The 19,481-nt window shown below is 62.5% G+C and carries 14 protein-coding genes; all 14 read left to right on the top strand.

The window, feature by feature from the left end:
- Positions 1-212: 212 nt before the first annotated feature.
- The 14 genes from mnxG (at position 213) to GIW69_RS23390 (ending at position 19,481) form a co-directional block, all read left to right on the top strand.
- Complete coding sequence (mnxG, locus tag GIW69_RS23455) at positions 213-6,059, top strand: manganese-oxidizing multicopper oxidase MnxG (RefSeq protein WP_496570953.1); 5,847 nt, start codon at positions 213-215, stop codon at positions 6,057-6,059.
- Between the two features lie 420 nt (positions 6,060-6,479).
- Positions 6,480-8,402 (top strand): cytochrome D1 domain-containing protein, encoded by a 1,923-nt coding sequence (locus tag GIW69_RS23450; RefSeq protein WP_236485147.1) that lies wholly within the window; start codon positions 6,480-6,482, stop codon positions 8,400-8,402.
- A 15-nt stretch (positions 8,403-8,417) separates the two neighbouring features.
- Positions 8,418-9,068: an SCO family protein gene (locus GIW69_RS23445; RefSeq protein ID WP_236485146.1), complete on the top strand. Its 651-nt coding sequence runs from the start codon at positions 8,418-8,420 to the stop codon at positions 9,066-9,068.
- The gene (locus tag GIW69_RS23440; protein WP_236485145.1) at positions 9,065-9,685 is read left to right on the top strand and encodes an SCO family protein; all 621 of its coding nucleotides are present in this window, start codon (positions 9,065-9,067) and stop codon (positions 9,683-9,685) included. The genes GIW69_RS23445 and GIW69_RS23440 overlap by 4 nt, the downstream gene beginning before the upstream one ends.
- A 9-nt stretch (positions 9,686-9,694) precedes the next feature.
- On the top strand, positions 9,695-11,242 hold the full coding sequence (locus GIW69_RS23435) for a cytochrome c/ABC transporter substrate-binding protein (RefSeq protein ID WP_236485144.1): 1,548 nt from the start codon (positions 9,695-9,697) through the stop codon (positions 11,240-11,242).
- Between the two features lie 15 nt (positions 11,243-11,257).
- Positions 11,258-12,205, top strand: coding sequence for a peptidylprolyl isomerase (locus tag GIW69_RS23430; protein WP_236485143.1), 948 nt, complete (start codon positions 11,258-11,260; stop codon positions 12,203-12,205).
- 233 nt (positions 12,206-12,438) lie between these two features.
- Entirely contained in the window at positions 12,439-12,972 is a 534-nt protein-coding gene (locus GIW69_RS23425; protein ID WP_236485142.1) for a response regulator, read from the top strand.
- Between the two features lie 83 nt (positions 12,973-13,055).
- Positions 13,056-14,762: a GspE/PulE family protein gene (locus tag GIW69_RS23420; RefSeq protein ID WP_236485141.1), complete on the top strand. Its 1,707-nt coding sequence runs from the start codon at positions 13,056-13,058 to the stop codon at positions 14,760-14,762.
- Positions 14,743-15,546 (top strand): hypothetical protein, encoded by an 804-nt coding sequence (locus tag GIW69_RS23415; RefSeq protein WP_236485140.1) that lies wholly within the window; start codon positions 14,743-14,745, stop codon positions 15,544-15,546. Before GIW69_RS23420 ends, GIW69_RS23415 begins: the two co-directional genes overlap by 20 nt.
- Before the next feature lies 1 nt (position 15,547).
- Positions 15,548-16,093, top strand: a complete 546-nt coding sequence (locus GIW69_RS23410) for a PilN domain-containing protein (protein ID WP_236485139.1) — start codon at positions 15,548-15,550, stop codon at positions 16,091-16,093.
- Positions 16,080-16,628, top strand: a complete 549-nt coding sequence (locus GIW69_RS23405) for a GspMb/PilO family protein (RefSeq protein WP_236485138.1) — start codon at positions 16,080-16,082, stop codon at positions 16,626-16,628. Before GIW69_RS23410 ends, GIW69_RS23405 begins: the two co-directional genes overlap by 14 nt.
- Positions 16,628-17,146 (top strand): hypothetical protein, encoded by a 519-nt coding sequence (locus tag GIW69_RS23400; protein ID WP_236485137.1) that lies wholly within the window; start codon positions 16,628-16,630, stop codon positions 17,144-17,146. Before GIW69_RS23405 ends, GIW69_RS23400 begins: the two co-directional genes overlap by 1 nt.
- On the top strand, positions 17,143-19,005 hold the full coding sequence (locus GIW69_RS23395) for a secretin GspD/PilQ domain-containing protein (protein ID WP_236485136.1): 1,863 nt from the start codon (positions 17,143-17,145) through the stop codon (positions 19,003-19,005). Before GIW69_RS23400 ends, GIW69_RS23395 begins: the two co-directional genes overlap by 4 nt.
- Positions 19,006-19,007: 2 nt before the next feature.
- Positions 19,008-19,481, top strand: coding sequence for a type II secretion system protein (locus GIW69_RS23390; protein ID WP_236485135.1), 474 nt, complete (start codon positions 19,008-19,010; stop codon positions 19,479-19,481).

Below are 19,481 nucleotides of genomic sequence, written 5' to 3'. Positions count from 1 at the left end.
GTTGTAATGGATGTACCCAGTTTTTGCCCCACTTTCGGGGGAAAGAAATCGTGCCCGAAGATTGGGGGGAGCGGGTGGGGAATATGCCCCGATCTCTCAGGCCGGTTATGTAACTCGTTGAATTTAAATTAAAAATTTTGTGGCATGCGGATTGCTCCGGCGCTTTTGTCGAGAATCATTCCCTGTGAGCACCCACTTCGAGGTCTCTGATCATGGTCGGCCTTCACCACGCTCCATCCCTGTTCAATGTGCTGGTATTTCTGGCTTCGATGCTGAGTGTCGAGCTGGCCGGTGCAACGGTGCGTTGCGAGCGCAACCTGGTGGCAAACGTCGTGGCGTTCGATCAGCCGCTGATGTTCAACCGTCTCGGTGCGCAAAACGCCAACGGCATGATGTTCGCCCTGCGCCGCGATGTGGTCGATGACCATGACGTGTCACTGGCCTACGGCGGCGCGGCGGTGCCGGGCAAAGTCTCGCTGCGCCCAGACAAGCGTCCGCGTCCGCTGGTGCTGCGGGTGGCGGCGGGTGATTGCCTGACGGTGAATCTGCAAAACCTGCTTGATTACCAGGCCAACCCGAACAAGCACTTTGAAGAAGAGGGCGAAGTAGAGGGCGAAGAGAACGAAGGGCCGCAAAACGCCGGCGGCGCCGAGTCGTTCAAAGTCGACGAGCAAGTGGCTGACCGTCATATCGGATTCCAGGTCAACGGTCTGCAAGCGGTGAACAGCATTGATGACATCGCCTCGTTCACCGGGCGCAATGCCAACAGCCTGATCCCGCCGGGTGCCTCCCGCTCGTACACGCTCTTCGCCGAGCGCGAAGGCGCGTTCGCCGTCAGCAGCCGTGGCGCGACCTTCGGTGGCGAGGGTGCCGCCGGTAACGTCGCCAACGGTTTGTTCGGCCAGGTGGTGGTCGTGCCGAAGGGCGGCCGCACCTACCGCAACACCCTCACCGAAGAAGAAATGCGCCTGGCCAGCAGCGGCCGCACGCCGGCCGGTCAGCCCATCGTCGATTACCAGGCGCGCTATCCGCAGCGCCAACCGTGGATCGACGAAGGCAAGGCCGGGACACCGATCATCAACATGGTCGACGGCAGCGAAATCATCTCCAGCGAAAGCGACGCCATCGTCATCGGCAGCAACGCCGACGGCAGTTTTCCGCCCGCCACCTATGCGCTGGAAGCGGTCGGCAAACGCAACCCGGCGATCCCTAATCGCCTCGAGCCGTTCCGTGATTTTGCCTCGCAGTTCCAGGATGAAACTGCCGCCACTCAGGCATTCCCGGCTTATTGGGCGGACCCGGTGATGGCCCATGTGCTCGAACCGACCCGCGACTCGTTCATGATCAACTACGGCTCCGGCGGCATGGGGGCAGAAGTGGTCGCCAACCGTCTCGGCGTGGGGCCGATGCACGATTGTCTGTCCTGCGCTTACGAAGAATTTTTCCTCAGCTCCCACACCGTCGGCGATGTCGCGATGCTGGTGGACGTGCCGGCCAACGTCGGGCTGGAAAACATCCTGCCGGGCCAGACCCCGAACGCCGATCAGATTGGCGTCAAGGCAACCATGGCGCTGTACCCGTCGGAGCCGTCGAACGTCAACCACAGCTACATCGGTGACTTCGTCAAATTCCGCAACACCCACAACGGTCACGAGCAGCACATCTTCCACCTGCACGGGCACCAGTGGCTGTTCAACCCCAACGACGACAACTCCGATTACGTCGACGCCCAGGGCATCGGCCCGGGCGCCGGCTACACCTATGAAATCGCCAACGGCGGTTCGGGCAACCGCAACCGGGTGGCCGGCGATGCGATTTATCACTGCCACTTCTATCCGCACTTCGCCCAAGGCATGTGGGCCATGTGGCGGGTGCACGATGTGTTTGAAGAAGGCACGCAACTGGAAGTCTCGCAGCAGGGCAGCGACGGTTATCACAGCGAACCGTATGCCTTGCGCAGCGGCAAACCGGCGGCGGGCGCACGGGCCTTGCCCGACGGTGAAATCATTGCCGGCACGCCGATTCCTGCAATCGTGCCGCTTCCGGGCAAAGCCATGGCGCCGATGCCGGGCAAAGTCGTGGTTGTACCGAAACTGGGCGAAACCCTGATCGCCGGTAACGACGATGAAGAGGAAGAAGAGGGCGACGATGACGGCGAACATCACGGGGGCAATGGCGGTGCGCACGCCATCGGTTCGCTGGCGCTGGTCGATCGCAGCGAAGCCAACCGCAACGCCGACGGCACGCTGAAAAACCCTGGTTATCCGTTCTGGATCGGCGGCATGGAAAGTTCGGTCGGCCAACGCCCACCGACCCCACCGCTGGACATGCTCGATGCGGCGACTGCACTCGCGTTGAAAACCAGCGGCAAAGCCCTGTGGGCCAATCTCGACCCGGCGCAATCCGGTGGCTGGGACGGCGGCCTGCAGCGTCACACCCTGGACGGCGTATCGGCTGGCGGCGAGGCGGAAACCGTCACCACGTCGCTGGATTTCTCCAAGGAAGTGGTGCGCGCCAAACCGATTTATCTGCCTGAGGAAGGCACGGAAGTCGAACAGGCGGCCATGGCGTTCCACGCGAAAAAAGATCACCCAAGCTTTGCCTTGCTGCCGGGCAATCAGATCGTCGCCCGGGCCTTCCGCACCAACGGCGCCTTGCCGATGGCGGGTGCGCCTTACTACGAACCGTGCATGGACGATCGGCAAAAACGTCTGACCGCCAGCGCCGGCACCGGTGAATTCGCCAGCGGCGAGCGTGTCGACGGCATGTCGTTCATCGGCGCCTCGACCTTCACCGCCGACCGGCCACGCATCTACAAGGCCGCCAACATCCAGTTTGACGCCGTGTACAACAAGGTCGGCTACCACTTTCCCCAGGCGCGCATTCTGGCGCTGTGGGAAGACGCCTGGCCGGTGATTACCAAGCAGCGTCCGCCAGAGCCGCTGGTGATGCGCATGAACACTTTCGACTGCGTGCAGTACCAGCAAACCAACCTGGTGCCCGCCACGTATGAAATGGACGACTATCAGGTGCGCACGCCGACCGACGTGATCGGCCAGCACATCCACCTGCCGAAATGGGATCTGACCTCCGCCGATGGCTCGTCCAACGGCTGGAACTACGAGGACGGCGTGCTTTCCCCGGGCGCTGTGCAGGGACGCATCCAGGCGATCCGCTTGTTCAACCAGTGCCAGGGCACCGATCCGCGCGACGGCACACAGGTTTGTCCGAAAGCCAAGTCGCACCCGTTCTTCGGCCAATACGGTCGCAGCGACTGGATGGGGGCGCGCACGGCGATGCAACGCTGGTTCGTCGACCCGGTGGTCAACAGCAAAGGCGTGGATCGCGGTTTGGGCACCATCTTCACTCACGACCACCTCGGCCCATCGACGCACCAGCAGATTGGCTTGTACGCCACCGTGTTGGCGGAACCGGCCGGTTCGACCTGGTTCCACGCCGAGACCGGCGAGCCGTTGTACAGCGGCGCGCGCCAGGACGGCGGGCCGACCTCGTGGCAAGCGGTGATCAAAACCGGCGACATTGATGGCGACGGCAAGAACGACAGCTTCCGCGAGTTCTTCCTGGAGTACAGCGACTTCCAGCACGCCTATGAAGCCGGCGTGTATGTCGGCGCCGGCCCCAATGGTGTGCCGAACCCTCAAGCGTTCCCGGCCACCGCCGACAGCTTCCGCTACGCGATCAATCCGCCGGTGCGTAACAACGCCAGCTCGCTGCTTGAAGGCGTGCTGGAAGTGCAGGGCGGTCAAGTGCCGGGCTGTCCGAGCCGGCCATGTCCGCAAGCCATCTCGGTGGATGACCCGGGTATGTTTGTCGTCAATTACCGCAACGAACCGCTGGCCCTGCGGGTGTACGACCCGAACAAGGTCGGCCCGGACGGCAAGCGCGGCATGCAGGCCGACGGCCTCGGCGGTGACTTGGCGTACGCAATGCACAGCCGCACCGACCGGGCGATCCCGGCGATGAACCTGGCGCCGAACCTGATCAGCTCGGCCACCGGCCCGACCGGCGGCACCACGCTGTTCCCGCCGCACATCAATAAGGGTGGCGCCGAGCCGGGCGATCCGTTTACGCCGATGCTGCGCACCTACACCGGCGACAACGTGCGGCTGCGGGTGCATGCCGGCGGCCATGAAGAAGAACACAACGTGACGCTGCACGGCGTGAAGTGGCTGCAAAGCGGCTCCGGATTCGGCAACAGTTCGAACTCCGGTTGGCGCGCTTCGCAAATGATCGGCATCTCCGAGCAGATGGGCTTCATTGCTCCGGTGGCGATGCTGTCCAGTTCGGCTGCCACCACCGGCGACTATCTGTACTCGATGGACGCTTCGATCGAAGGCTACTGGAGCGGCATCTGGGGCGTGATGCGCAACTACACCGCGCAACGTAACGACCTGTTCGCGCTGCCCAACAACGCCAAACCGACCGGCATGCGCAACACCGTAGCGTTCGACGGCAGTTGCCCACGGATCGGCCTCAACCCCAACGGCATCGGCACTCGGCCGACACCGCAGCGCAACTATGAAGTCGTCGCGGCGCTGGCCAACGACATCCTCGGCAATCCGCTCGGCCTGATCATCGGCGACCCTGAAGGACTTGGTCAGCATGTCGGCGGGCCGCTGAACCCGGCGGGCGGCACGCTGGTGCACAACTCGCGCACCGTGAGCATTGCGCAGGTGACGGTGACCGATCCGGAGGATGGCGAGACCTTCACCATCGGCGGTCAGAGCGGGCCATTGCATGACCCGACTGCGATCCTGTACGTGCGCAAGTCGGATCTCGACACGGTTACCGGCAAACTCAAACCCGGTGTCCCCGTCGAACCGCTGGTGCTGCGCGCCGCTGCCGGAGACTGCATCAACATCACGTTGGAAAACCGTCTGCCGAGCGTGATGCCCGACCTGACGCAAACCGCCGTGATGCAAGGCATCGTCAAGCGTGATCGCAACAGCGGTTTCGGCTCGACCACCTTCAGCAACAACCTGATGCGGCCATCCAGTCACGTCGGCATGCATGCGCAATTGCTGGCCTATGACATCACCAAATCCGACGGCACCAACGTCGGCGCCAACCCGATCCAGACCGTGCCGCCGCGCGTCGGCAACAGCGGCGCGTACCCGACGCGCAGTTATCAGTACTACGCCGGTCACCTGGAGCGTGAAGGCAAACCGATCACCCAACTGGGCCGCAGCGTCGACAACATCAACGCCACGGCGGTGGAATTCGGCGGCTTGAATTTCACCCCGGCGGACGTGATCAAGCAGCCGCAGAAAGGCCTCGGTGGTGCGATGAGCATCCTGCCGGTTGGCGCGACCTGGGTTGATGATGTGCGCAAGGTCAACGCCACGGTGACCGCGCCAGGGCAAACCGCTTACCGCGATTTTGCGATGGTCTGGCAGAAGGCGTTGAACACCCGTTGGGCCAATGGCCGGCCGTTGGAAGGCATCGCGGCTGAAGGCTTTGGGGTGCCGACCGATCCGCAGGACAACTCGAGCATGGCGATCAACTACAAGACCGAACCGATGTGGTACCGCTTCGGCCTCGCGCCGGACGCACCGTTCGGTCATGCCGACGGCGCGGGTTACGGCGACATGGTCAATGCGCACATGGCGTACAGCAACGCACTGGTGGGCAGCGATCCGCAAACGCCGGTGCTGTACGCCAAACCGGGGCAACCGTTCCGCACTCACATTCTGATGCCGACGGGAGGCAGTCGTGGCACTACGTTCCAGTTGGATGGACACGTGTGGTCGGCCAACCCGTACCTGTCGGAGAAGAGTGATTTGGGCGGATACCCGATGAGCAATCCAGGCGTGGGCTCGACCAAGTTCGGCTACAACCCGATGTCGATGTACATCGGCGCCCGCGAAAGCGTACTGCCGGCGGCGCACTTCAGCTTCATGTTCCCCAATGCCGGGGGCAGCAATGCGATACCGGGCGACTATCTGTTCCGCGACTACGCCGCCTACGGCAACACCTCCGGACTGTGGGGATTGCTACGCGTGACCAACGAACCGGAACCGACCCCGCCGGGGCAATAAGAGCAAACGCAAAACCCTGTGGGCGCGACCCGCTCGCGATGAGGACGACGCGGTTTTCGAGGGTGAGGCTGAGGACGCTATCGCTGGCAAGCCAGCTCCCACAGGAACCGCGCAAGCTCGGCTCCCCCAGGGCAGTGGTCGGAATGCGAATCCTGTGGGAGCTGGCTTGCCAGCGATTGGGAGCAACTCGGTTCTGGGTGGTGAGGCGGCTGACGCTCTCGTGAGCAGGCTCGCTCCCACAGGAACCACGCAAGCTCGGCTCCCACAGGGCAGTGGTCGGAATGCAAATCCTGTGGGAGCTGGCTTGCCAGCGATTGGGAGCAACTCGGTTCTGGGTGGTGAGGCGGCTGACGCTTTCGTGAGCAGGCTCGCTCCCGCAGGAACCTCGTCGTCTGGATTTGATTTTCAGGGGAGGTCGGGATGAACAGGGTCATTAACATCATCAGTCTTTGTGTGCTGGTCATGGCCGGTGCTTTGCTGACGCTGAGTGAGATTGCGCTGGCGCAAACCGGCGGTGCTCAGACGTTGGCCCGTGACGGCGTGGCGGTGGATTTCAAACTCCAAGCGCTGGCCAAGGACGGAGTCCTGCGTGAAGGCGAGTTCGCCGACGTGCAGTTTCGCGTCACCGACAGCGCTTCCGGCCAGCCGTTGTCCGGCGTCAATCCCGGCGCTTGGGTCGATTCGCAAGCCATCGCTGGCGATCTGGCCCAGGGCCGTGAGCAGAGCTGCAAGTCGCGGGTCGGGGTGTTCCTCAAGTCGAATATCGGCGCCCGGCCGCTGCTTGATCTCAACGGCTATTTCCTCTTGGTGATGAACCGCGACGCCAGCGTCTCGGTAGTCGACCCCTCGGTGTCGGTCGGCGGCATCACCAGCACCATGGCGCGGATCGAACTCAAGCAGCCACCAATGGACTGGGTCACGCCCAAAGACAACAAACGCGTCTTCGTGTCGATGCCCACCGCAGGCGAAGTGGCGGTGATCGACAGCGAACAATTCAAAGTGCTCGACTCGATCAGCGCGGGCAGCCAACCGGTGCGGGTCGCGCTGCAACCGGACGAACGCCTGCTGTGGGTCGGCAACAACGCCGACAGCGCCGAAACGTCCGGCGTGACCGTGATCGACACCCAGACCCTCAAGCCACTCAAGCACCTGGTCACCGGTCGCGGCCACCACGAAATCACCTTCAGCAAAGACAGCCGCTTCGCCTTCGTCAGCAACCGCGACGACGGCACCCTGAGCATCATCGACGTCGCCGGCCTGACCATCGTCCAGCAACTCAAAACCGGTTCCAATCCATTGTCCGTGGCGTATTCGGCATTGTCCGACGCCGTGTACGTGGCCGATGGCAAGGACGGCACGGTGACCGTAGTCGACAGCAGCAGCCTGAACGTGCGCCGCGTGATCAAGTTGCAGCAGGGTCTGGGCCCGATGGGTTTCAGTGCTGACGGCCGTTTCGGCGTTGTGCTCAACACCCTGGAAAACCGCGTCACCATCGTCGATGCATCCAACGATTCGGCGATCCATGACCTGGACGTTTCCGCCGAACCCTACCAAGTGGTGTTCACCCAGGCCTACGCCTACGTGCGCGGCCTCGCCTCACCCAAAGTCACCATGATCAACCTCGCGTCACTGGGCGAAGGGCGCAAGCCGATCAGCCAGGCATTCGAAGCCGGGCCGCAGCCGCCACGCCTCGCCGGGGATCTGCCGCTGGCGTCGAGCCTGGCCGTGTCGCGAGACGACAACGCCGTGTTCGTGGTCAACCCGGTCGACAACACCACCTATTTCTACGCCGAAGGCATGAACGCGCCGATGTCCGGTTACCCCAATCGCGGGCAAACGGCACGGGCGGCGCTGGTCATCGACCGCAGCCTGCGCGAAATCTCGCCGGGGCTGTACAGCGCTCGAGTGAAATTACCGGCAGCGGGGCAGTTCGACGTGGCGTTCCTGCTCAATCAACCCAACATCATTCATTGCTTCACCGCACAGATCGAGCCCGATGGACTGCCGCAAAAACACGTGGGCCAACCGAAGGTCGAGTTTCTGCTCGACAAGACTTCGGTGGCCCTGAATGCCCCTTACGTGGTGCGTTTCCGCATCGTCCAGGGCAAGCAGAAAACCCGGCGCGGCGGTGTGAAGGACGTGCAGTTGCGCTACTTCCTCGCGCCAACCTCGCGCCCCCGTGAAGTGGCCGCGCTGGAAGTCTCTGACGGAGTGTACGAAGCCCCGGTGAGGCTGGATCGAAGCGGCGCCTGGTATCTGCATGTGCGCGCGGCATCCTTGGGCGCCGGATTCGATGACAAGACGTTTGCCAGTGTCCGGGTGTCGCCCGGCCAGACTCAGTGACGAGGAAAAAACACCATGAAGCGATTCACCTCACGTGGCTTGTTGACGCTTTGCCTGTTAGCCATGGGTGTCCATCAGGCCCAGGCCCATTCGGCGGACGAGCATGCCGGGCACAAGGCTGCGGCCGCCAGCACCCAGGAGCACGCTCAAGTCAAATTCGCCAACGTGCCGCTGCTCGATCAGAACGGCAAGACCGTGCGCCTGGAGCCGGATCTGGTGCGCGACAAAATCGTCGTGATGAGCTTCATCTACACCAGCTGCACGACGGTGTGCCCGGTGGTGTCGTCGATCATGGGCAAGGTGCAGAAACAGCTCGGCGCGCGAGTCGGCGAAGAGGTGCAACTGGTGTCGATCAGCATCGATCCGCAACGCGACGATCCGCAGCGTTTGCAGGATTACGCCCGTGCATTCCAGAAAGGCCCGGGCTGGAGCTGGCTGACCGGCTCGGCGCAATCAATTAGCGACACCCTCAAAGGCTTGGGCAGTTTCAGCGGTGACTTCAAGAATCATCAGCCGCTGATTCTGGTGGGCGACGGCAACAGTCGTCACTGGACGCGCTATTACGGCTTCACCGATCCAGCCCTTCTGACCAAGGAAGTGGAAAAACTCAGCGGCTTGCGCACTCATGCCAAACACACCGCCATCGCTATGGAGCAGCAACCATGAAAGCGCTCTTCCTGATCGTCCTGACCATATGTTTCTGCGTTTTCAGCCTGTTTGCGCTGTCTCACGAAAACCACCAGGCGTCCGCGCCCGCAGCAGCGATCCCACAGCCAGCCAAAGGCACCCACGACGCCAAAACCTGGTTTACCGACACGCCGCTACAGGATCAGAACGGCGAAACCCTGCGTTTTTACAGCGACGCGCTGCAAAACCGCATCGTGCTGGTCAACGTGATTTTCACCAGCTGCAACGACGCCTGTCCGCTGATCACCCGCAAGCTCAAGGAAGTGCGCGAGCTGCTGGGCGACAAGGCCGAAGGCATCACCTTCATCTCCCTTACCAGTGATCCGTTGCGCGATACGCCGGCGGTACTCAAGGCTTACACCTTGAAGCAGGGTGCCGATGACCCCCACTGGCTCTTTCTTACCGGCGACAAGGCGCAAATGGATCTGGTGCTGGGACGCATCGGCCAGATCGTGCCGACCCCCGAGCAACATTCGACCCAACTGATCGTCGGTGACGTCGCCAACAAACGCTGGAGCAAAATCCGGCCCGATGCACCGGCCGCCGCGATCGCCCAGCGCTTGCAGTTGCTGTCGATGCCCGTGGCCGGCCGCTGAGCCCGCGCCATGAACCTCGTCTGCGTTCTCGCCCTCTGTCTGCTCGCCGGCGTCAGCTTCGGCACGGCGGCCCTGACCCTGACCGAAGAGGAAAGCGCCGGTAAACGTTTATACCGCGAAGGCGTGTCGGCCAGCGGCGAAGCGATCATGGCCAGGGTCGGCGCCGCCGATGTGTTGCTGCCGGCCACCAGCCTGCCATGCGCGAACTGCCACGGCACCGACGGCCTCGGTCGACCGGAGGGTGGCGTGCGGCCGCCGCCGTTGAACTGGGCGCGGCTGACCAGCAAGTACGGACAAACCGTCAACGGCCGAAACTATCCCGGTTACAGCGACAGCACCGTGGCGAAGGTGATTCAACAGGGCCGCGACCCTGGCCACAATCGCCTCGACCCGTCGATGCCGCGCTTTCTTTTATCCATGAAAGATCAGCGCAACCTCACCGCGTACCTCAAACGCCTGGCCGACGAGCGCGACCCCGGCCTCGACAGCGAAACCCTGCACCTGGGCACGTTATTGCCCAGTGAGGGGCCGTTGGCCGAGGAGGGCGCGACGGTGGCGGCGGTACTTAATGGCAGCGTGGCGCGAATCAATCAGGCCGGCGGTATTCACGGTCGACAATTGCGCCTGACGGTGATCGACCCTGGCCCGGATCGCGCCAGCGCCGAGCGTGCGTTGCGGCAACTGATTGATCAGGAACAGATATTCGCGCTGGTCGCGCCGTTGGCGCCGGCACTGGATGGCGAACTCGGGGCAACACTGGAGCCGGACGGAGTGCCGCTGATCGGGCCGCTGTCGTTGCTCGGTTCAGAACAGACCAGTCGACAGATTTTCGAACCCTTGCCGGGGCTGCGCGACCAGCTCATTGCTTTGGCCGACTACGCCGGTGTTAGCCTGCGGGTCTTGCCGGGACCGACGCTGATCGCCTATCCCGACGAGCCGGGCCAGGCCCAAGCGGCGCACAACCTCGGCCAGTATTTGCAGGATCGCGGCTGGCAAAACGTCAGTCTGCAAGTCTATGACCCGGTGAGCGGCACCTTGCCGCTTGGCTCGCGTTCTGTGTTTTTCCTCGGCAGTGGTGGCGGTTTCAGTCGCCTGGCCAGTGGTCTGCAGAGCGCCGGACAACTGCCGTATTTGTTTGCCACCTCCAGTCAGGTCGCCGGGGATCTGTTGCAAGTCCCGGAAGGCTTTTCGCGACGGGTGTTTTTATCGTACCCGTTCGTGCCCAGCGACTGGACGCAAACCGGGCGCGTGGCCCTCAGTGTACTGCGCGAGCACCAAGGGCTCGGCGCCGAGCACGGCGTGCTGCAAGTCGGGGCGTATGCCTCGATGCTGCTGCTCAGCGAAGGCATGAAACAGGCGGGGCGCGACGCCAGCCGGGAAAAACTGGTGACGGCGCTGGAAGGTTTGCACGACTTCGACACGGGCCTGACACCGCGCATCAGCTTCGGCCCCGGGCGCCGTTCGGGATTGCGCGGCGCCCATGTAGTGACCGTTGACTTGCCGGATCAGCGCTTTTATCTGGTTGCGCCCTATAAACCCATTGCCGCCACCCCTTGATGCGAGGCCTCGGTCATGAAGATCCAATGGTTACCGATGTTGCTGACAGGTTGTGTGTCCCTCGTGTTCGCCAGCAACGAACCGGCGGCGCGGGTTAACGGTGAAGAAATTTCGCAGTTTCGCCTTGAGCGTTACTTCGCCGAATACCTGGAAGACCAGGGCCGGGCCGTGGCAAGCATTCGCAATCCCAAAGCTTACAAACAGCTGCGCGATGCGGCGCTGGAAAGCCTGATCGACAAGGAACTGCTCTGGCAGGAATCACGCAAGCGTGGCGTGAAAATCGATGCGCAAACGGTGCAGCAACAGGTCGAGCAGACACGTCAGGCCATCGGCGGCCCGGATAAATTTGCCCGTCGCCTGGAAGACGCCGGTTTTGACGAAGCATCTTTCACCGAATACACCCACCGCGAACTGGCGGCACAGCAGGTGTTCGCCGAGCTTACCCGCATCGACCCGCCTAGCGACCAGCAGGTTCGCGCCTTTTATGAAGAACACCGCGCCGAGATGGGCGCGCCAGAGCAGATTCAGGCGCGGCATATCCTGATCAAAGTGGCGCCGGATGCTGATGCCGCCACGGTCGAAGCGGCCCGTCTACGCTTGATCGCATTGCGAGCAACTATCATGGATGAATCAGAATTTGCTAGCGTGGCGCAACAGCACTCCGAAGATGAATCAGCCAGCCGGGGCGGGGAGTTGGGTTACTTTTCCCGGGGAGCGATGGTGCCGGCCTTCGAAGCTGTCGCTTTCGCGATGAGCCCGCAAACGCTGAGCGATGCGGTGCGCACGCCGTTTGGCTGGCACCTGATTTATTTGCAGAACCACTTGGAGGCGGCCGATGTCCCAGAAGAGCAGGGGCTGGAAACAGTCCGGGCCTACCTTGCCCGACAGCAACAGACCCAGGCTCGTCGCCAGGCGCTCGCGCAATTGCGGGCGCAGTACAGGATCGAACGAATGGACGACTGAAGGTTCCCCCAACAGTGGGGATTAGCTTCAATGCCCATCCAGGCGCTTCCCCGTTTCTGGGGAACGGGGGTGTCGGGACGAACGGGCATTGTGATGAGATTCAAGGACTTGAACAGAGAAAATTACCGGCACCAGGCCTGGCATGAAGTGTGCGTTAGACCTATCAAGGCAGGCACTTCGCCAGACCCGGGCTCTCAACAAGATGCCGGGCCTGAAGCTTCAAGGAGTCCACCTTGGTTAACAAAGTACTGGTTGTCGAAGACGAACGGCTGCTTGCACAAAACCTTCAGGATTATCTGTCGGCGCAAGGGTTGGACGTGCGGATTGCACACGACGGAGCGGACGGTATCGGCCAGGCCGACGTATTTGCTCCCGACGTGCTGGTGTTCGATTACCGCTTGCCCGATATGGAAGGCTTTGAGGTGCTCGACGCGGTTCGCCAGAACGGGAAATGCCATTTTGTGCTGATAACGGGTCACCCGACCGCTGAAGTCTGTGAGCGGGCGCGGCAACTGGGGGTCAGCCACATCCTGTTCAAACCGTTTCCATTGGCGGAACTTGCCCGAGCAGTCTGCGACCTTCTGGGGATCCAGCGCGAAGCGAAACCCGGTGCGAGTCCTCCAGGGGACTTCGTCGAACGACGCCAGAGCAGAACCGAGAGCTTCCCGTTGCAGTTGTACGATGGCAGTTGGGTGCTGGCGGACCGCCGACGTAGTCAAATGGCGGCCATGGCACCGGACGACGATCAAATGCTCACCGGGGAGTAGTGGCGCGATAGACGTTCCGGCACCCGCCGCAATGGCCTGCCGCGCCGACAGGGCTCTAGGCCCCGGGCGTTGGAGAGCAAGCCATGGAACGTCTCTGTGTCGTCGTCGAACCGCTGCAACCGGCGTGCGCCCCTTCACGCTTTTCCAGTGAGCAACTGAGCCAGGCCCGGGCCCGAGCCGCCACTTCCGGCGAACGCGTACTCGACGCGCTGGCCGTGCTCTGCGAACTGGCGCCGATGCCGTTTATTGAATGCCTCGGCGCGACCCTGCATTACCCGGTGCTCGACACCGACAGCCTGTTTCAGTCCACACCGGTTTTCGATCGGGTCACCCTGGCCCAATGCCTGAAGCGCGAATTCATTCTGCTGCGCCACGAAGACGCGATCATCGGTGTGTTCGCCGACCCCTTCGACAATGCGCGTCTGGCCTGGATCGACGAATGCCTGCACGGCGCGCCGCTGTATCTGGTGCACGCCAACGATTTGCAAGCCTACCTGGCCCGCCATGAAGAAAGCTTTCATGCCGTCGAATCGCTGAACGCCCAGTCAGACACCGGCGTGGAAATCGATACCCTGCAAAGCCTGTCGCTGACCAGCATCAGCGAAGACTCCAGCGTGGTGGTGAAACTGGTCAATTCGACCCTCTACGACGCGCTGAAAATGCACGCCAGCGACATCCACCTGGGCACCACCGGCAGCGGTCTGGTGATCAAGTACCGCATCGACGGCGTGCTGAACAACATCAGCAAGATTCAGGGCGCCGAGTTTGCCGAGCAGGTGATCTCGCGGGTCAAAGTCATGGCCGAACTCGACATCGGCGAGAAACGCGTGCCCCAGGACGGTCGTTTCAAGATCGGCATCAGCGGCCGGCAGATCGATTTTCGGGTGTCGATCATGCCGAGCATTTTCGGCGAAGACGCGGTGCTGCGGGTGCTCGACAAACAGGATCTGGCCGACAAGGTTTGCGGCGTGCAACTGCAAGCCCTGGGCTTTGAAGACGAAACCCTGCGCCAGCTCCGCCGCCTCGCCGCCGAACCTTACGGCATGGTGCTGGTGACCGGCCCCACCGGTAGCGGCAAGACCACCACGCTGTACGCGATGATCACCGAGATCAACCACGGCGTGGACAAGATCATCACCATCGAAGACCCGGTGGAATATCAACTGCCGGGCGTCCTGCAAATTCCGGTCAACGAGAAAAAAGGCCTGACCTTCGCCCGTGGCCTGCGCTCGATCCTGCGTCACGACCCGGACAAAATCATGGTCGGCGAGATCCGCGACCCGGACACCGCACAGATCGCCGTGCAATCGGCCCTCACCGGGCACCTGGTGTTCACCACCATCCACGCCAACAACGTGTTCGACGTGATCGGCCGTTTCACCCAAATGGAAATCGACCCCTACAGCCTGGTCTCGGCGCTCAACGCGATTCTTGCCCAGCGCCTGATTCGGCTGGTGTGCGCCAGTTGCAGCGCGCCGGTCACGCCGAGTGAAGAAGAACTGCAAGCCTCCGGTCTCGATCCGCAACAGGTCGCGCATTACCACTTCGTCCACGGCAAGGGCTGCGGCCACTGCCGGGGCAGCGGCTATCGCGGGCGTACGGCGATCGCCGAGCTGCTGCACCTGGATGATGAACTGCGGCAGATGATCGTCGAGCGCCAACCGATCACCCAAATCAAAGCCCTGGCCTGCGCCCGTGGCTTGCGGCTGCTGCGCCAGTCGGCGCTGGAGCTGGTGGAACAGGGACGCACCACGCTGGAGGAGATCAACCGTGTCACATTTATCTCGTGATCAATTTATCGCCGTGCTCGGCGCCAGCGGTGTCGGCCTCGGCCAGCGTCGGGGCAATCAAACCCTGTGGCTCGGCAGCGTCGGCTACATTGACGAAAGCTTCCAGAGCTACGCGGTGGCGCTGGACACCCTCGACCGTTTGCTCGGCGAACATTGCCGCTGCGGGACAGAACTGAGCGTGGTGGTGTCCGGCCATTTCAGCCGTTTCTGCCTGGTGCCGTGGAGCGAGCAGATCAGCAGCCCCGACGAATTGCGCGGCTTCGCCCAACTGTGTTTCGAAGACCTTTTCGGTCTGCCGGTGCAACCATGGAATCTGGTGCTGTCCGCCGAGCCGGCCGGGCATGACCGTCTCGCCAGCGCCTTGCCGCAGGATTTGCTCGAACGTCTGCGTACGGTGGCCAATGGTCGCGGTTTGCGCCTGCGTTCGGTGCAGCCGTACCTGATGGCGGCGTTCAACCGTTTCGATAAAAGCCTGGATGCCGGCGACTTCCTGTTCGTCGTCGCCGAGCCGAATCGCAGCGTGTTGCTGATCGCACGGGAAGGGCGCTGGACGTCGGTGCGTTCGGTGGGCAGCAGCGACAGCGATGCGGCGCTCAGCGCGCTGATCGGCCGCGAACGGCAATTGCAGGCCTCGGTCAGCGAACGTGCGCTCAATGTGTATCTGCATGCCCCGGCGCGGCTCGATGCGCAGCCGGAGGTGGCGGGGGTGCAGTTGCGCACCCTTGAAAATGACTCGATGACGGTGCGTGACGCCTTGTTCGTCATGGCCCGGGCGGTGGCCTGAGATGCGCCCCCTGAATCTGGATTTCCAGCCGCCACGCCGTTCCGGCCCGCTGGGTTGGAGTTTGCTGGCCGGTGGCGTGGTGTTGGCGCTGGCGTGCTTCGGTGCGCAACAGCACCTCGGCGCCCGGGCCGAACAACAGCAGGGTCACTTGCAAACCACCCAACGCCAACTCACCGGCGACAGCAGCGGCAAGGTCACGCTGAGCGCGGCCGAGACCCGCGAGCAGGCACAGAACCTCGCCGAGATGCGCAAGGTCTCGCAACAACTGCGCCGTCCGTGGGAGCGCCTGTTCGCCATGCTCGAAGCCCTGCCGCGCGAGGACGTCGCGTTGCTCACGCTGACTCCGGATGCGCGTAAGGGCCAGGTACGCATCAGCGCCGAAGCCCGCGACCTGCAAGCAATGCTTGATTTTCACAAGCGTCTGGAAGCCAGCGACGAGCTGTCCGACGTGTCGCTGCTCAGTCATGAAATCGTCGTCAAATCGCCGGAAAAACCGGTGCAGTTCAACCTCTCGGCGACCTGGGAGATAGGCGATGCGAATCCCTAGACTGATTGTTCACGAGTACCTGCAAGGCCTCGGCGTTCCGGGCCTGGTCGGTGGGTCGTTGCTGATGGTGGCGTTGGCCTGGGCACTGGGCGGTTTGCTGCCGGGCTGGCAATCGCTGCAACAGCTCAGCCAACAGACGCAGGAAGCCACCGAGTACCTGGCCAAGGTCGAAGACGGCAGCATTGCGCCGCCGGTGGTTCCGCAACGTCAGCTCGACGATTTCCGCAACAAACTGCCGGCGCAGCCGCAAGCCACTGTTGCCATCGACCGCATCTACGCACTCGCCGCGCAAGAGCACATCACTCTGGCGCGCGGTGAATACGCCCTCGGTGTCGACCCGAAAACCCATCTGGCGCGTTATCAGATTCTGTTACCGGTGCGCGGCAGCTACCCGCAATTGCGCCGCTTTTTGCACGCCTTGCTCGGCCAGTTGCCGGCAGTGGTGGTGGAGGACGTCGAGTTTCAACGCAAGAAAATCGCCGACACCGACCTTTCGGGCCGGATCCGCATGACCCTTTACCTGTCGAGGTCATGATGAACACCAAACGTGTTGTGAGCTGGATGGCGTTCTTCGGTGTGGCGGCGGCGCTGGCCTGGTTGCCGGAGTTTTTCAGCCCGAGTGAAGAGGGCGAGATGACGGATGTAGCCGTGGCCACCAAGGCTACAAACGCCACCAAAGCGGTGGTGTCTGCGGGTACCACCAAGGCCAAAAAAGCAGCGCTTGCGGATCTGAGCCCGGCGGGCGATCTGTTTGCCGCCAAGTCCTGGAAGCCCGCGCCGACCCTGGCGAAGGTCACTGAACAACCGGTCAACACGACACCCATGGTGCAAGCCCCGAGCCTGCCACCGGTGCCCTTCCAATTCGTCGGCAGACTGCATGACCGCAGCGACACACAAGTGTTTCTGCAGAACGGCGAGAAAATCTACGTCGTGCGCAGCGGGGATGTGATCGACGACACCTGGAAGATCGCGGGCATTTCCGACGTGGAATTGAGCTTGGTCTACCTGCCCTTGCATTTGTCGCAGACCTTGTCTGTGGGGAGCACGCAATGAACCGATCCCGTTTGCTGTTGAGCCTGTGCGTGTGCGCCGGTCTGGCCGCGTGCAGCAGCGCACAAGTGGCCAACAAGGAAGCCGCCGATCTGATCGAGCAGGGTCAGTACGAGGCCGGGCTCGCCCGCATCGAAGAAGGCTTGCGCGAAAACCCACGGGACACTGAGTTGCACATCGCTCTCAACAGTGGCCGGGCCAGGGCCGTCACCAGTTTGCTCACGTCCGGCGACACCGACCGTGCCCGGCGCGACTTCGCCTCGGCCCGCACCGCCTACAACCGCGTGCTGACCATCGAACCGAGCAACCGCCGCGCCCAGGATGCACTGCGCCAACTCGATTATTTGCGCAGCATGGACGACAAAATCGAACTGGCCCGGGGTGATCTGCGGCGTGGCGATATCTACGGCGCCGACCGTCAGGTCAAACAGATCCTCGAACTCGACCCGACCAACGAAGGCGCATTGGCACTGCAAGGCAATATCCGTCTGGTGCAGAGCCGTAACGTGATTCCTTATCCGCAACTGCGCACCCGGCTCGACCGCCCGGTGACCCTGGAATTTCGCGACGCCAACCTCAAGACCATTTTCGAAGTGCTGTCGCAAGTCGCCGGGCTGAATTTCATTTTCGACAAAGACCTGCGGCCCGACATGAAAGCCACGATTTTCGTGCGGGACGTGCGCATTGAAGACGCCGTACAACTGCTGCTTCAGCAAAACCAGCTGCACCAGAAAGTGGTCAACGAAAACACCTTGCTGATCTACCCCGACTCGCCGCAAAAGCTCAAGGACTATCAAGAGCTGGTGATGCGTACGTTCTACCTGACCAGCATCGACGCCAACACCGCGCTGAACATGATCAAAACCATGCTCAAAACCCGCGACGTGTTTGTCGATGAACGCCTCAACACCCTGACCATGCGCGACACCGAAGACGCGATTCGCATGGCGGAGAAACTCCTGCAATCCCAGGATCAGTCCAACCCCGAAGTGGTGCTGGAAGTGGAAGTGATGGAAGTCGCCACCCAGCGTATTCTCGATCTGGGCCTGCAATGGCCGAACACCTTCGGCGTGGTCAACAGTGACGGTTCGGCGGTGACGTTGCTCGATCAGCTCAAGGGCATCAATTCCAGCCGCATCTCCATTTCACCGTCGCCACAAGCCAAGATCAACGCCCAGGACAGCGACATCAACACCCTGGCGAGCCCGGTGATTCGCGTCAGTAACCGTGAACAGGCGCGCATCCACATCGGCCAGCGGGTGCCGATCATCAGCGCCACGTCAGTGCCTTCCACACAAGGTCCGGTGATCACCGAAAGCGTCACGTATCTGGATGTGGGTCTGAAGCTTGAAGTGCAGCCCACCGTGCATTTGAACAACGAAGTTGCAATCAAGATCGCCCTCGAAGTGAGTAACGCCACGCCGCTCGAACCGACCCGTCAGGGCACGATCCCGGTGCAGGTCGATACCCGCAACGCGCAGACCTCGCTGCGCCTGCACGACGGCGAAACCCAGATCCTCGCAGGGCTGGTGCGCAACGACCACGGCGCCACCGGCAACAAGATTCCGGGGCTCGGTGACATTCCGGGGCTGGGCCGGCTGTTTGGCAGCAACAAAGACACCGTCGGCAAGTCGGAACTGGTGCTCTCGATCACCCCACGGATCGTGCGCAACCTGCCATACCAGAGCCCGTCGGACATGGAATTCCCGACCGGCACCGAAACCAGCATGCACATCCAGGCGCCGGATCGCTCGATGCAGTCGTACACGACGCCGGCACCTGCCGCCCAGCCTTCCTCGCCGCCTCGCGCTGTCGGTGAAGCGGCGGTGGCCACCACCCAAGTCACTATCGAGAAGCCTTGATCATGAACGCCTCACAGCGCGGATTTACCTTGATCGAAGTCGTGGTGACGCTGGCCCTGATCGGCCTCTTGGCGAGCATGGCCGCGCCGCTGACCGAGACGTTGGTGCGCCGGGGCAAGGAGCAGGAACTGCGCACCGCGCTGTATCAGATTCGCGATGCACTGGATGCCTACAAACGCGCGTTCGATGCCGGTTACATCGAGAAGTCGTTGGCCACCAGCGGCTACCCGCCGAACCTGAAAGTGCTGGTCGAAGGCGTGCGTGATGTGCGCAGCGCCAAGGGCGCCAAGTTCTACTTTTTACGCCGCATTCCGCGTGATCCGCTGGTGCCGGCCAAGCGTGACGATGAAGGGGGTTGGGGCCTGCGCGCCTACGACAGTTCGGCTCAGAACCCGCGCGATGGCGAGGACGTTTTCGACGTTTACTCCAACGCCCGGGGCAAGGGCCTCAACGGCATCGCCTACCGCGAGTGGTGA

Origin of the sequence: Pseudomonas syringae, assembly GCF_021605415.1 — a bacterium.
GTDB classification, from domain to species: Bacteria; Pseudomonadota; Gammaproteobacteria; order Pseudomonadales; family Pseudomonadaceae; genus Aquipseudomonas; species Aquipseudomonas syringae_S.
Note: the sequence above shows the minus strand (reverse complement) of the source record. Positions and strands in the feature narration are given on the sequence as shown.

What these genes read in the sequence shown, in the direction of transcription:
- mnxG (WP_496570953.1), top strand. Translation starts at nt 213, where the DNA reads ATGGTCGGCCTTCACCACGCTCCATCCCTGTTCAATGTGCTGGTATTT.
- GIW69_RS23450 (WP_236485147.1), top strand. Translation starts at nt 6,480, where the DNA reads ATGAACAGGGTCATTAACATCATCAGTCTTTGTGTGCTGGTCATGGCC.
- GIW69_RS23445 (WP_236485146.1), top strand. Translation starts at nt 8,418, where the DNA reads ATGAAGCGATTCACCTCACGTGGCTTGTTGACGCTTTGCCTGTTAGCC.
- GIW69_RS23440 (WP_236485145.1), top strand. Translation starts at nt 9,065, where the DNA reads ATGAAAGCGCTCTTCCTGATCGTCCTGACCATATGTTTCTGCGTTTTC.
- GIW69_RS23435 (WP_236485144.1), top strand. Translation starts at nt 9,695, where the DNA reads ATGAACCTCGTCTGCGTTCTCGCCCTCTGTCTGCTCGCCGGCGTCAGC.
- GIW69_RS23430 (WP_236485143.1), top strand. Translation starts at nt 11,258, where the DNA reads ATGAAGATCCAATGGTTACCGATGTTGCTGACAGGTTGTGTGTCCCTC.
- GIW69_RS23420 (WP_236485141.1), top strand. Translation starts at nt 13,056, where the DNA reads ATGGAACGTCTCTGTGTCGTCGTCGAACCGCTGCAACCGGCGTGCGCC.
- GIW69_RS23410 (WP_236485139.1), top strand. Translation starts at nt 15,548, where the DNA reads ATGCGCCCCCTGAATCTGGATTTCCAGCCGCCACGCCGTTCCGGCCCG.
- GIW69_RS23405 (WP_236485138.1), top strand. Translation starts at nt 16,080, where the DNA reads ATGCGAATCCCTAGACTGATTGTTCACGAGTACCTGCAAGGCCTCGGC.
- GIW69_RS23400 (WP_236485137.1), top strand. Translation starts at nt 16,628, where the DNA reads ATGAACACCAAACGTGTTGTGAGCTGGATGGCGTTCTTCGGTGTGGCG.
- GIW69_RS23395 (WP_236485136.1), top strand. Translation starts at nt 17,143, where the DNA reads ATGAACCGATCCCGTTTGCTGTTGAGCCTGTGCGTGTGCGCCGGTCTG.
- GIW69_RS23390 (WP_236485135.1), top strand. Translation starts at nt 19,008, where the DNA reads ATGAACGCCTCACAGCGCGGATTTACCTTGATCGAAGTCGTGGTGACG.